Origin of the sequence: Hymenobacter sp. B1770 (assembly GCF_049896385.1) — a bacterium.
Lineage (GTDB): Bacteria > Bacteroidota > Bacteroidia > Cytophagales > Hymenobacteraceae > Hymenobacter.
On sequence record NZ_JAFCUF010000013.1, the window covers coordinates 45,312 to 59,462 of the forward strand.

Consider the following 14,151-nt stretch of genomic DNA (forward strand, 5'->3'; position numbering starts at 1 on the left):
ACTTTAAATAAAAAATAAAATTTAGGTAGTTGAATACACTCTTATAATTGATTGGGCTCTTTAGTCACCTTGAAGCATATCTGCGTTGTGATGAAGTCCGCTGTCCTTTCGTTATCTGTTCTTACTCCATAATTGCCCTTTGCCACACAATCTCAGCAGCTTCTATCCTTTGTTGGTTAGTGACCGAGGCATTCAGCCAAGCCCTGGCCATTAATGCCTGCCACGTTCTTTTAAGAACATAATGGCGCTTTTTAAGCAAGAATAATTAACGACCTTGGGGCATGCAAACGACCACCCAAGCCGCAGTGAGCACCACCGGCGCGGTCCCTTTAGCCGAAGCCTCTCAGCCCGGCCGCCTTATCTCGCTGGACGTGTTCCGGGGCATCACGGTAATGGCCATGATTCTGGTGAACAACCCCGGCGACTGGGGCCACATTTACCCACCCCTGGAGCACGCCGAATGGAACGGCTGCACCCCCACCGACCTTATCTTTCCATTTTTTCTATTCATTGTGGGCGTAAGCCTGGTATATGCGCTCGACGGGGTGAAGCGCCGCAGCGAGCCGCAGGGCGCCGTAGTGCTACGGGTGCTGAAGCGCGCAGCAGTGCTGTTTGGCCTGGGCTTGCTGCTGTCGCTCTACCCGAAGTTTGACTTCTCCACGGTGCGGATTCTGGGCGTGCTGCAGCGCATTGCCTTGGTCTTTTTGGGCTGCAGCATCATCTTTTTGAAAACCACCTGGCGCACCCAGCTATGGCTGGTGGTCGCTTTTTTGGTAGGCTACGCGGTGCTCATGCAGCTAGTACCCGTGCCCGATTTTGGCCCCGCCAACCTGGAGCCCAGCACCAACCTCGGCGCCTGGCTCGACCGGCTCATCTTCACCGAAGCCCATCTCTGGAAGCAAAGCAAAACCTGGGACCCCGAAGGCCTGCTCGGCACCCTGCCAAGCCTGGGCACGGGGCTGCTGGGCGTGCTCACGGCCCAAGGGCTGCGCTGCCCCAGTCCGGAGCCCGCTGCCAAAGTGGCGTGGCTGTTTGTGGCCGCAGGGGCCGTCATTATTCTGGGCCTGTGTTGGGCGCCGTGGTTCCCCATCAACAAGGCGCTGTGGACCAGTTCCTACGTGCTCTACACCGGGGGCCTGGCCATGGCTGGCCTAGCTGCCCTCTACTGGATTTGCGACGTGCAGGGCTACCGCTCCTGGACCCAGCCGGCGCTGGTGTATGGCGTGAATGCCATCCTGGTGTTTTGCCTTTCGGCTTTGCTTTCGCGCACCTTCGCCCTGTTTAGCCTGCCCGGGCCCAGCGGCAAAACAGTGGGCCTGAAAGAGTGGCTGTACCAGTGGGGCATCGCGCCCTTCTTCTCCGACCCCCGCATGGCTTCGCTGGTAGGGGCCGTAGCACTGGTGCTTATCTGGCTAGGAATTTTGAGCTGGATGTATAAAAAGAGAGTTATCCTAAAGGTCTGATTTTATCCCACTACCCCGTCGGGTTCGTCGCTTCTGCTCCTCCCCGGGCGAAGGATGGCGTTCTTGCAGCTGACTTCGACCCAACTTTATGAAAATACTTATCATTGGTGGCGGCAATATGGGCCTGACCTATGCCCGCAGCTTTGTGCGGGCCCACATCACTTCGCGGCTCGATTTGCGGCTGCTGGCCCGCTCGCCCGAACGGATACCGGCGCTGGCAATCCACGAAATTGGCACCGTATGGGGCCACCCGAATGACTGCGTGCCCGGCGCCGACATCCTGATTCTGGCCGTGAAGCCGCAAGACTCGCCGGCCCTCTTCGAAACGCTGCGCGGCTTGGTGCAGCCGCAGCAAGTGGTGCTCAGCATCATGGCTGGGGTGCGCATTGCCACGCTGCGCGAAGCCTTGGGCACCCCCAAAATCATTCGGGCCATGCCCAACCTGCCGGCCCAAATCGGCATGGGCATGACGGCCTTCACCAGCACCGACGAAGTGACCCGAGCCGAGCTGGTGCAGGTGCAAAACCTGCTTTCGACCACTGGCAAAACCGTTTACGTAGAGGAAGAATCTGCCATTGACGCAGCCACGGCCATTTCGGGCAGCGGCCCAGCCTACGTGTACTACTGCATGGATGCCCTGATGGCTGCCGCCACGCAAATGGGCTTCTCCCCTGCCGAGGCCGAGCTGCTGGTGAGCCAGACGTTTCGGGGGGCCGTGGAACTCTACTCCCAATCGGGCCTGAGCTGCACCGACTGGATTGCCAAAGTGTCCTCCAAGGGCGGCACCACGGAGGCCGCAATGCGGGCCTTCGGGGCCGGCGAAGTGCGCGAGGGGCTTATGGCCGGTGCCGGGGCCGCCCGCAACCGCGCCGAAGAGTTGGGGAAATAAGTGAACCAATCCGAAAGGAAGTAGAGGGCGCTGCCTTAGGCTAAAGGCTTCCGGTCTACGGCAGCCGGTACCACAAACCGCTGCCGGTTTCTTTGGAAGCCACCACGCCCTGGCCGCGGGCATAATACAGCTGGCGCGTGTTGCGGCTGAGAAGCGCTGCTCCCGGCATCGAGCGGTTATCTGCTTGAATAACGGTTGAGTAGGTTACCGACCCAAACGTAGCACCAAGCAACAGCCGGGTGCCAGGGTATTGGTATTGGCTGGTGTCAATTGGTGTTCCTTTGTTCACGTCATCAATTGGCAGCCTGGCAAAATAAAACGATTCCCATTCGGCTATGGCCCGTAGTGCACCCTCCTCTGTTGGGTATTCAGATAATGCCAGTTCAAGCACTTCCTGTGGCGTAGTAACAGAATCCGTGCGTTGCACCATCACGCTGATGCGCTGGTATTCTGGCCGGGTTCCAATGTAGAAGCCGGACCGGGTCTGCATCTCGTCCTCAATCTTCATCACCCCGTATTTGCGCACGTCGTTGTTTTGGGCGTGGCCAAAGCGCAGTACCTCGCCCAATTGGTAGCCTTGCCAAGCCCGCTGCTCTTTTGAAAGACGGTGCTGAATCGGGTCTTTGAGCAGGCCGTTAACATCAGCGCCAGCAAGGCAGGAGCTACCACGTGGCTGATGCGATACATGAACAAGGGGTGAAAAGGGTGCGAGTGCAATCAAAGGATATGGCAACAGCCGTCTTCTACTTTCGCACCGCTTCCAGCGCCAGCTGCAGCAGGCTGGAGCGCACGCTCATCTCCGTCAGCTTATTGTTGTTCCGCGAAGGATGCACCCGGTTGGTGAGCAGCACCACCACCAGTTCCTCTTTGGGGTCGACCCAGAAATAAGTACCGGTGTAGCCCGTGTGGCCGTAGCTGCTTTGAGAAACACTCTTGGCCGAGTTCACGGTGGGGTTAGCGGCGGGCCGGTCAAAAGCCAGGGCCCGGCGGTTGTCGGGACAAAATTGGCAACGGGTCCAGTCGGCCATTATCTCCTTGTTGAACACCTGCTGATTGCCGTAGCGCCCGCCCCAGGCGTAGGTCTGGGCGAGTTTGGCCACGTCGGTGGCACTGCCAAACAAGCCGGCGTGGCCCGACAGGCCGCCGAGCAAGGCCGCGCCCTCGTCGTGCACAGTGCCGTGCAGCAGCTGACGCCGGAAAGCCGAATCTACTTCCGTGGGCACAATGCGGCGCAGCGTGAAGCGGTTGGTGGGCCGGAAGCCCATGGTGCTGGCGCCCAGCGGTCGGTACACCTGCTGCTGCAAGAAGGCGTCGAACGTTTGCCCGGTCCGGGCTTTCACCAGCTCCGGGTAGAGAATGAAGGACAGGTCGGAATACACGTAGCCGGGCTTCTCATTCAGTGGCGACTCCCCTATCTCTTTGTAAAGACGCGCTGGCAGGGTCTTGCGCGCCCACAGCTCGTCGGCAACCTGCAGGGGGAAGCGAGCCGATGAATCGGCGCGGAAATAGCGGCGGCGCAGCTGGCCGTTCTTCTTCGTGAGCTCCTTCCAGAACGGAATCCAAGCCTTCAAGCGGGCCTGGTGCGTCAGCACATCGCGCATGCGCAGGTCGGCTTTGTTGGTGCCGCGCAGGAAGGGAAAATATTGGCCCATGGAGCTGTCCGGGCTGAACTTGCCCTGCTCCTGCAGCTTTAGCAGAGCAGGTGTCGAGGCCATGAGCTTGGTGAGGGAGGCCAGGTCGTAGATATCACCGTCGCGCACCGGGCGCGGTACGGTAGTGGGCGCAGCCACCGAAGTGGGGGGCACGGCTTGGTCACGCTTTTTGCGCTTTCGGTCCCTGCTCGTTTCTTCTTCCTCGCTCACATTGCCGAAGCCGGCGTAGGTATGGTTACCATAGCTTTTGCGCAGCACCACCGTGCCGCGCCGGGCAATGACCACCTGGGCGCCGGGAAAGGCCTGGGCCGCCAGAGCCCGGCCTATCAAGCTATCTACGCGCGCTTCGAGGCGACCGTCGAGGCCCACGGACTCGGGAAAGGCATAAGCTAGGCGCTGGCCACCAGCCGTGCGCAGGCCGAAGCCGCGGGCGTACCGGTCCGACACTGTAACGGGCAGCTTGCCCGTGGTTGCTATGCCGCCGAAAATGGCCTGAGCGGCCAGGCTCTGGGCATTCGGGCTTTCCTGGTAGGCCAGCACCACGCCGGCGGCGCGGTCCAGGTCGCGCACCTTGGCCACGGCGTAGGCCGAGCCGAACACGCTAAGCACCAAGGTCTGTTTTTGGCTCACCAGCTCGCGCAGCAGCAGGTTGGTTTCGGGCGAGATGCCGAAGTTGGTGGCGGGCAGCCGGCCCAGGCCTTGCAGCGACACCAACACTAAGTTGTAGGGCTTCAAGGCATCGCGCAGCTTAATCAGCTCGTCGAGCGTGGGCGAGGCCGCGGCGTGGAAGTGGGCCGCCGGCGCGTAGTCAGCCACGGTTTTTTGGAAGTCGGAAGTATCGGAGGAGCCGCCCAATACCAAAGTGGCAATGCGCAGGGTGTCGAGGCGCTGCAGCGGCAGTAGGTTCTTCTGGTTGCGCAGCAGCGTGATGCTCAGCTCCGTGAGCCGGTGGCTGAGGTACTGCGCATGGGGGTAGTTGAGGTCCTCGTAGAGGTTCTTGGTCTCGATGGGCCGGTAGCGGTTCAGGCCAGCCCACTGCTTGAGGGCCAGCACCCGGCGGCAGTGCTCGTCGATTTCCTTTTGCGAAATTCGGCCGCTGTCCACGGCAATGCGCACCATTTTAATAGCCAGCGGCACGTTCTTGCTGAACTCCAGAATGTCGTTGCCCGCCATCAGGGCCCGCACATCGGCCTCGCCGGGCGGATACTTCGTGATGACGCCCTTCATGTTCATGGCATCGGTAAAAACCAGCCCTTTGAAGCCCATTTCCTTGCGCAGAAAATCCGTCACGATGGGCCTCGACAAGGTGCTGGGGCCCGGCACCGTGTCCAGCGAGGGCACGTTGAGATGGGCCACCATCATGCCGCCCAGCCCGCCCGCAATCAGGCTGCGGAAGGGCGGCAGCTCCAGGGAATCGAGGCGGCGGCGGTCGACGCGCACCGTGGGCAGCGCCAGGTGGGAGTCGGCGTCTACGTCGCCGTGGCCGGGGAAGTGCTTGGCCACGGCCAGAATGCCCGCGTCCTGCATGCCGCGCATGTACTGGCGGCTGTCGCGCGACACGGCCGCCGGGTTTTCGCCCCAGGAGCGAAAGCCAATCACGGGGTTGGCGGCGTTGTTATTGACGTCCACCACCGGGGCAAAGTTGACGTGCATGCCCAGCCGTTTGAACTGCCGGGCTACCTCGTGGCCCATGTCGTAGAGCAGGGTCGTGTCAATGCCTCCGCCCAGGCTCATTTGGTAGGGAAATTTCACCACGCTGTCGAGGCGCATGCCCACGCCCCACTCGCCGTCCATGGCCACCAGCAGGGGCACGCGGCTCTGGCTCTGATAGCGGTTGAGCAAGCGGGCCTGCCGGCCCGGGCCGCCCTGAAAGAATATCAGGCCCCCAATGCCATACTGATTGATGAGGGCCGAGATGGAGTCTTCGTCGACCCGGGTGCGGTTAGAATACGCCGCCACCATGAACAGTTGCGCCGCCCGCTGGTCGGGAGTAAGCACGCGCATCAAGCTGTCGACCCAGGGGGAATGCAGGTATTGGGTGAAGGCTGGGGCATCGGGAGCCGCTAGTGGCCTGCGAGCTGTTGCTAGACTAGCGGGCCCTCTTGCCTGCTTAGGCGAAGCCTTCAGGCGCTTATTAGGCTGGCCTTTGGTGCTGGTTGAGGCAGTCTTGCGCTGTGCCAAGGCCCATGTGGGGGCACACAATAGCAAGAGCAGGAGAATAATTTGGGAGAATTTAGAAGGAAGCAAGGGCAGAGCTAGATTTTAATACGAAAGTAGCATTTACATCAGCAGCGCCCACGCACTCAGGTACTAATGCATATAGTGAGCCGCACAAGGTAACCTTACGAACGCATCATACTTTGAATAGAGGTTACCTTATAAAGTCCTGTTATGTCGCAGGACTTTTGTTTTGCCCGCAAAATATGTTGCTTCAATATCTATGCTTTTAGGTGATAACATCAATTAATTTTAATATTTGTTTGTTCAATTAATGAAGTGGGTAAGGATAGTGAAAAAAATAATTTATAATTTTTTGGGTACGAACCATCGATTTAAATCATTTCAAGAATTATTGTTAGGACTGGAGTAAAAATCAGCATGCGCTAAGTCAAAATCTAGTAAAAATATCTCGTAGATTGCGTGCTAAAGCAATTTAGCAGCCTTATGCGAAACATTACGGTAACATTGAAACACTCCGGCCTAAGCCCATTGGGCTCTTGGATGACCAAAGCAGTTTCACTGCTAGTTCTTCTGCTGGTTTTAACTGGCACGACTGCCCAAGCCCAGACTACCTATTGGTGGCGTGGTCAAAATACTAATAAGGTAAACGACTGGAACGACGGGGCAAACTGGAGTACTTCTCCAACCAGCGCGGTCAGGGGCCGGACGCCCAACCCATCTGATATCCTAATTTTTGATGGTAGCATAGGGGCTCTCTTCCCTTCAAGTACAAGTGGTCCGCTTCCAATTGTAGTTGACTTTGGTGGCAATGAGTCTCTCCAGACAATAGGTCGGCTGCGATTCATCAACAATGTCAACGTAATCTTATCAGGCCCAACCACTGGTAACAAACCAAGCCTTCTTACCATTGGGGGCACAGCTGCATCGCCCAACAATGATGATTTCTTTGTACAAGTCGGGTCAAGCTTAGACATTACCTTCTCCGGTAATACGGATAACCGCTTTTTGATTCTCAGCATCGCGACTGGAAAAAAGGGGCTTGTTACCGGTAATATTACCGTTAGAACAGATGCTTCAATCACCTCCCGAATCTTAGCAGCAGATGCCGGCGGCTTGGTGTTTACAGGCAACTCTTCTTTCATAGCTACTTCCCTAAGCGGCAGCCCTTTCGGTACTTCCACTAATGCCAGCACTTTACGGACCGCCAGCTTCAGTGATGTTACTACACCCCTCTCGGTCATTTTTCAATCGGGCACCAATTTCGTGCAGGGAGGTGGTGTACATCCCTTCAGTGAGGGTGAAGTTCCTGTTGCTGTATTCAACAGTGGAAGTACTTACACTTACTCAGGAGGCACTTTTTCTACTGTTGGCCAAACCTACGGCAACCTCATATTTAACGCCACCGCCACCGTTGGCGGTACTCGTCCTATGGTTATTGCCAATAACCTAACCGTAAATACGGGCTCGATTGGTCTCAATGCCGCGGTGTCCGGTGTTAATCCTGGCGAAGGCACCACCATTGGTGGCAACGTAACCGTTGTTGTCGGCAGCAGCCTTGAATTTGCACCAGTGTCGCTTACCAAAGTAACATTCAAAAGCCCGATTGGTACAGCCGGCACCGCAGTTGCCCAAACCATCAGTGGAGGAGGCAGCTTGAGCTTCAGTGCCACTAACGCCATATTTGAAATCAACAATCCAGCCGGATTGACATTGGAGCGTCCTGTAACTATAGGCAGAGAATTATCCCTAACCCTGGGCTTAATTAATACCTCTAATGCTGCTACACTCACCATGCCTGTGGGCTCTACGTTAGCACCCAGTGCCAATGGCAGCATTGAGAGCTTCGTGAATGGTCCTATTGCTCGCGGTACGGGTATTGTTAGCGCGCTAACTGCTGTGAAGTTTCCAATAGGCAAGCTTGGTTCTGGTGGTGTAAGAAACTACCGACCCATGTTCCTAAACCTAACAACCCAGTCTTCTGCCATTACCTATACTGCGGAGCAACTAGAGACCCCGCCTACCCAAGATGTAACCCCCCCCTTAGAGTACGTTTCCTACCGCCGCTCCTTTAACTTGGTTCCCAATGCTACGATTACGGGTACTTACAGTGCAACCGTAGAACTTACTTTCGGCCTTGATGACTTCGTGAATGACCCCTATGACAACGACTTTGTGGTAGCTCGGCGCGATTTTACCGCCACTCCACCCAATTGGTTGAGCATCGGCCGTTCCAATGCAACTGGAGTGTTAAACAATGGTGCTTCAACAGTCGGCACCCTTATTTCTGGGGCATTCGAAACCTTCACAACGACCAACACCAACTTCGCGTTGGGCAGCACCAGAAGAGCCACGTTCCCCCACATAAACCCGCTACCTGTCGAGCTTACGCGCTTCTCGGCCACTGCTAAAGCCAAAGGCATCAGCCTGGATTGGGCTACGGCCACCGAAAAGAACAACGACCGGTTTGAAGTGCAGCGTAGCGCCAACGGCGAAACCTTCCAAACCATTGGCACCGTGAAGGGCCAGGGCAACAGCAGCAGCGCCCACAGCTATGCGTTCACCGATAGCCGTCCGCTCGCTGGCCTTGCTTACTACCGCTTGCGGCAGGTTGATACCGATGGCAAAGGGACGTTCTCGACCGTTGTAAATGCTACCTGGATGGATGCAGCGTTTGCTGTGTACCCCAACCCTAGCACTGGTATCGTTACGCTCCCAGCTTCCCTAGGCGCCGTGCAATACCGCGTATTCAACGTGATGGGTCAAACCATGCTCAGTGGCCAAGCTAATGGCAATGACCGCCTCGACATTACGACTCTTCAGAAAGGGACGTTCTTTCTGGAGCTGACCGGCGCTGCCGGACGCAGCACCCAGCGCCTCGTGCGCGAATAGCTTTCCAGGGCGCTGGCTCCCAGTTCCCTCCCTGCTAGTAAAAGCCCTGCGCCCTATGAAAGGACGCAGGGCTTTTTTCATTCTCGCGAAATAGCAAGCACTCCCGCACCAGCTATCAAGCCGCCTTTTGCCTTACCGACGTTTCAGCCGGCTGCGCCATGCAGCTACCTCGATATTTTCCCGTTATTTGAGTTACTATTCCGTTTTCCTGCCTAAACACTTCATGAAAAAAATTGCCCTTGCCGGCCTAGTCGCCGCGGCACTCATTTCGGCCTGCAACCAAACCAAAACCACGGATTCTGCTACTGCCGATGGCAGCTCCGCCTCGGGCACTGCGGCCGACTCTGCCACTGGGCTGAACGGGCTCTTCGGCAGCTTTTGGGAAAAGCAGTCGCGCCTCGACCCGCTGGCGGCCACGGCCCAGGGCGACAACCGTTTCAACCACCTGCTGCCCAATGACCAGACCCAGGGCTACCGCGATACCCTGCGCACTTTTTACCAGGACTACCTGACGCGCCTAGGTAAGTTTGACCGCGAACAGCTCGCCGACAACGACAAAATCAGCTACGATATTTTCAAGTATGAGATGGAGCAGCGCCTGGCTGGCCTCAAGCTCAATACCTGGATGATACCGACCCAGCAGTTTTGGGGCCTACCCATTACCATGGGCCAGTACGGAGCTGGCGAAGGCAACCAGCCCTTCAAAACCGTGCAGGACTACGATAACTGGCTGGGCCGGATGCATGGCTTCACGGCCTGGACCGACTCCGCCATTGCAAACTTCCGGCGCGGGATGAAAGCCGGCGTGGTGCTGCCCAAAGCTTTGGTGGCGAAAATGCTGCCCCAGATGCGCGGCGCCGACATTCTGGTGAGCGACCCCGCCAAGAGCCTGTTTTATGGCCCCATCACGCGCTTCCCCAAAGACTTCTCCGACGCCGATAAGACCCGCCTGACCGAGGCTTACCGGAAGGCCATCAGCACCGAGCTGGTGCCCTCGTACAAGAAGTTAGGCAACTTCCTGGAAAAGGAATATATGCCCAAAGCTCGCACTACGAGCGGCATCACGGGCGTACCCGGCGGGGCTGAAATCTACAACTACTACGTGGGCTACTGGACCACCACGACCAAGAAGCCGGCTGAAATCTACCAGACCGGCCTGGCCGAGGTGGCGCGCATTCGCGGAGAGATGGAGCGAGTGAAAAACGAAACCGGGTTCAAAGGCGACCTCAAGGCATTTTTCAACTACTTGAAAACCGACAAGAAGTTTATGCCCTTCAAGCAGCCCAAGGAGGTTCTAGACGCCTTCCGCAAGATTCAGACGACCATCGACCCCAACCTGAAGAAGATGTTCGGCCGCACGCCCAAGACGCCGTTTGAGATTCGCCAGACGGAGGCGTTCCGCGCCGCTTCGGCTTCGGCCGAATACAACCAGGGGTCGCCCGACGGCTCGCGGCCGGGCATTTTCTACATCCCCATCGTGGATGCCACCACCTTTAATACCACCTCGGGCATGGAGTCGCTGTTTCTGCACGAAGCCATACCGGGGCATCACTACCAGACATCGCTGCAGCAGGAAAATAACGACCTGCCCAATTTCCGCCGCTTTGCCTGGTACGGGGCCATGGGCGAGGGCTGGGCACTATACTCCGAAAGCCTGGGCAAAGAGTTGGGCCTCTACACCGACCCCTACCAGTACATGGGCGCCTTGGGCGACGAGATGCACCGCGCCGTGCGCCTGGTGGTAGACACCGGCCTGCACTCGCGCAACATGAGCCGCGAGGAAGCCATCAGGTACATGCTGGAAAACGAAGCCATTTCGGAAGACGGGGCCACGGCCGAAATCGAGCGCTACATGGCCATTCCGGGCCAAGCGTTGAGCTACAAAACCGGGGCTCTCAAGATTCAGGAGCTACGGGCTAAGTACCAAGAACAACTGGGCAGCAAGTTTTCGCTGAGCAACTTCCATGATGAGCTGCTGAAGGATGGCGTGATGCCCCTGGCGGTACTGGAGAAGAAAATGGATGCCTGGGCAGCCAAGCAATAACCTCAGCGGTTAAATTGTTTTAAATTTATATAATCTTACTACCCATGGTGTGGCGCAACTACTGTTGCGCCACTTTTCTACCCCCTTCACTTCATTCTTTATGTTGCGTTTTTACAGCTGTCTGGCTATTGTTATAGCCTGTTCTAACAGCGCCATGGCTCAAGTGCCCGACGACGAAATTCCGGTTCCAATCGTTTACGAAAACCGGCAGGCCAGCTTTGCGCCGGCACTGGCCCTGAAGTTTTCACCACTGGCTACCCAAGACCCCATGGCCAGCACTTTATTAGGAGGCATCGAGTATCGAGTATCGCCCCGCTTCGGTGTAGAAGCCAGTTATGGTCATCAGTACACTGCACTACGGCTCAGCACCTTGGGCCTGATTGATGGTCGGAACGATTACAAGTACAGCAAATTCAAGCTGGAGCTTCGTCGCTACCTGGAGCCTCGTACCAAGAACCCCAATCAGGAGACATTCTTCTCCCTGCAAACATTTGTTACGCCACAGCGCTACACCCGCTACGGAAACAATTTCTACCGGTATGGCCGCTATGTAACCTATGACCGTGCCTTTGTGGAAAAAGACATTGCCGGATTCAATCTCAAACTAGGTTCCCAGTGGCACGTGTACACCAACTGGCTTATTGAAACAGCCATTGGCGTAGGAGCACGCTACGTTGATACCCGCTATGATATGCTCAACGAACGTAAAGCTTCCGAGCTCGGCAAGTCACAGTCCAATATGTTTAATCAGATTGAAAAACCAGGCACCAAAGCCAACATTGACTTTGAACTGGCCTTCAAAATTGGGTATATTTTGCCTTTCCATCGTGACTAGAGCGATTTCCTCGTCAGTTTATAGGTAGATGTCTGGGAAATTGCTCTTGTGTCGCGTACCCTTTCCTTCGATGGCTTTGGAGCGAACCAACCAAAGTTTTTTCCTATAGGCTCGTGCTTGCTGTGGCGTTGACCGCCCGCTAACCCAGTCAGCCCGACGCAACAGCTTTCAAAAACCAATGGATAAGAACTCGTTTTCATTAGTGGTGGCCTTTAGCTTCTTAGCTAGCGCTGGTGTTGCACTAGCTCAACCAGCTAAGCAGCCAGCTGCAAGTGCTACCAAGGCGTCTGCAAGAAGCGCAGCCGCTCGGGTCAAAGCATCGGCTCCGCTGTCCACCTTGTTTGAAAGCTACTGGGAAGAACGGGCCAAGCTATTCCCGCTGGGAGCCACGGCCCAGGGCGACAACCGCTACAATGACCAACTGCCCAACGACCAGACCCGTGCTTTCAGGGAGCAGCAGCAACGCTTTTACCAGCAGCACCTGGCCGCGTTGCAGAAGTTTGACCGGGCCCGGCTTTCGGCCGAAGACCAAGTCAGCTACGACATCTTCCAATACGAGATGCAAAACCGGCTGGAAGGGCTGAAGCAAAACAGCTGGATGATGCCCTTCGCCCAGTTTTACAGCCTGCCCAACTCCCTGGGGCAGCTTGGGGCGGGCACCGGCGCGCAGCCCTTCAAAACGGTGAAGGACTACGACGACTGGCTGGCGCGCATAGGTCAGTTTCCGGTGTGGGCCGATTCGGCCATTGCCAACTTTCGGCAGGGCATGCAGACCGGTGTGGTGCTGCCCCGCGTGCTAGTGCTGAAAATGGTGCCGCAGTTGCAGGCCCAAGTCGCTACCGATGCCACCAAGAGCCTTTTTTACGGGCCTATCACCCGCATGCTAGCCAGCTTTTCGGAGGCCGACAAAACCCGGCTTACCAAGGCTTACCAGCAGGCCATCCTCACCCAGCTGGTACCTACCTACCGCAAGCTGGCCGACTTTATGCAAACCGAATACTTGCCCAAGGCCCGGACTAGCACCGGCCTGGCTGCTCTCCCCGGCGGCGCCGACATGTACCGCTACAACGTGCGGACGATGACTACCACCACCCGCGAGCCCGATGCCATTTACGAAACTGGCTTGAACGAGGTGAAGCGCATCCGCGCTGAGATGGAAGCCGTGAAAAAACAAGTGGGTTTCCAAGGCGAGTTGCCAGCCTTCTTTACGCACCTGAATTCGGAGCCCAAATTCACGCCATACAAAACCCCGGAGGATGTATTGAATGCCTTCCGGGCCATTCAGGCCAAGATTACGCCCAACTTGCCCAAGCTATTCGGGCGCACCCCGAAGTCGCAGTTTGAGATTCGCCAGACCGAAGCCTTCCGCGCCGCTACGGCCTCGGCTGAGTACAACCGGGGCACACCCGATGGCTCGCGGCCGGGCATTTTCTACGTACCTATTCTGGACGCGACTAAGTTTAACACGACCTCGGGCATGGAGTCGCTGTTTGCGCACGAGGCCATTCCCGGGCACCACTACCAGCTTTCGCTGCAGCAGGAAAACACCAGCCTGCCCAAGTTTCGGCGCTTTGCCTCTTACCCCGCCTTCAGCGAGGGTTGGGCGCTGTATTGCGAAAGCTTAGGTAAAGAACTGGGCCTCTATACCGACCCTTACCAAAAAATTGGAGCCCTGGGCGATGAAATTCATCGCGCCATTCGCCTGGTGGTGGACGTGGGCATGCACGCCAAGGGCATGACCCGCGAAGAAGCTATCAAGTACATGATGGACAATGAGCCTATCAGCGAGCAGGGGGCCACGGCCGAAATCGAGCGCTACATGGCTATTCCCGGACAGGCGCTGGCTTATAAAACCGGCCAGCTTAAGCTGCGCGAGCTGCGGACCCGTTACGAAAAGCAGTTGGGTTCGAAGTTCAACCTACGGGCTTTCCACGATGAAGTACTGGCCGGGGGCTCTATGCCGCTGGCAGTGCTCGAACGCAAGATGGACGCCTGGGCTGCGCGGCAGAAATAGCACCATAGCATTTAGCACCAACAAAAGGACGGTAGTGCTGAGTAAGCATCACCGTCCTTTTTCATTTTTATCGAGCTCTTATTTTTATCTAGCATACTATTATTGGTATTATTTAGAAGGTCGCCCGCCGGTCATGCTGAGCTCGTCGAAGCATCTCTACCGCAGTAGTAAACCAATCGATAGG

Annotated in this window: 8 protein-coding genes; 6 read left to right on the top strand and 2 right to left on the bottom strand. The window is 56.8% G+C overall.

Features of this window, described 5'->3' with window-relative positions; translation table 11 throughout:
- Positions 1 to 281 precede the first annotated feature (281 nt).
- Entirely contained in the window at positions 282 to 1,463 is a 1,182-nt protein-coding gene (locus ACP7AJ_RS19545; RefSeq protein WP_426061886.1) for an acyltransferase family protein, read from the top strand.
- Between the two features lie 88 nt (positions 1,464 to 1,551).
- Positions 1,552 to 2,352, top strand: coding sequence for a pyrroline-5-carboxylate reductase (gene proC, locus ACP7AJ_RS19550; RefSeq protein ID WP_426061887.1), 801 nt, complete (start codon positions 1,552 to 1,554; stop codon positions 2,350 to 2,352).
- Between the two features lie 55 nt (positions 2,353 to 2,407).
- Here the strand turns inward: proC and ACP7AJ_RS19555 are convergent, their stop codons facing one another.
- Both ACP7AJ_RS19555 and ACP7AJ_RS19560 read right to left on the bottom strand, forming a co-directional pair.
- Positions 2,408 to 3,073 (bottom strand): hypothetical protein, encoded by a 666-nt coding sequence (locus ACP7AJ_RS19555; protein WP_426061888.1) that lies wholly within the window; start codon positions 3,071 to 3,073, stop codon positions 2,408 to 2,410.
- A gap of 22 nt (positions 3,074 to 3,095) precedes the next feature.
- Entirely contained in the window at positions 3,096 to 6,008 is a 2,913-nt protein-coding gene (locus ACP7AJ_RS19560; RefSeq protein ID WP_426061939.1) for a glycoside hydrolase family 3 N-terminal domain-containing protein, read from the bottom strand.
- A gap of 717 nt (positions 6,009 to 6,725) precedes the next feature.
- Between ACP7AJ_RS19560 and ACP7AJ_RS19565 the strand changes: the two genes are divergently transcribed.
- The 4 genes from ACP7AJ_RS19565 to ACP7AJ_RS19580 all read left to right on the top strand — a co-directional run bounded on the left by ACP7AJ_RS19565 (position 6,726) and on the right by ACP7AJ_RS19580 (position 13,967).
- Positions 6,726 to 9,074 carry a T9SS type A sorting domain-containing protein gene (locus tag ACP7AJ_RS19565; protein WP_426061889.1) on the top strand — a complete coding sequence of 783 codons (2,349 nt, stop codon included), beginning with the start codon at positions 6,726 to 6,728 and terminating at the stop codon, positions 9,072 to 9,074.
- Between the two features lie 223 nt (positions 9,075 to 9,297).
- Positions 9,298 to 11,118 (top strand): DUF885 domain-containing protein, encoded by a 1,821-nt coding sequence (locus tag ACP7AJ_RS19570; RefSeq protein WP_426061890.1) that lies wholly within the window; start codon positions 9,298 to 9,300, stop codon positions 11,116 to 11,118.
- A gap of 49 nt (positions 11,119 to 11,167) precedes the next feature.
- A complete protein-coding gene (locus tag ACP7AJ_RS19575; protein WP_426061891.1) occupies positions 11,168 to 11,953 on the top strand; it encodes a DUF3575 domain-containing protein in 786 nt (261 codons plus the stop codon).
- A gap of 337 nt (positions 11,954 to 12,290) precedes the next feature.
- Positions 12,291 to 13,967, top strand: coding sequence for a DUF885 domain-containing protein (locus ACP7AJ_RS19580; RefSeq protein WP_426061892.1), 1,677 nt, complete (start codon positions 12,291 to 12,293; stop codon positions 13,965 to 13,967).
- Positions 13,968 to 14,151: the final 184 nt, after the last annotated feature.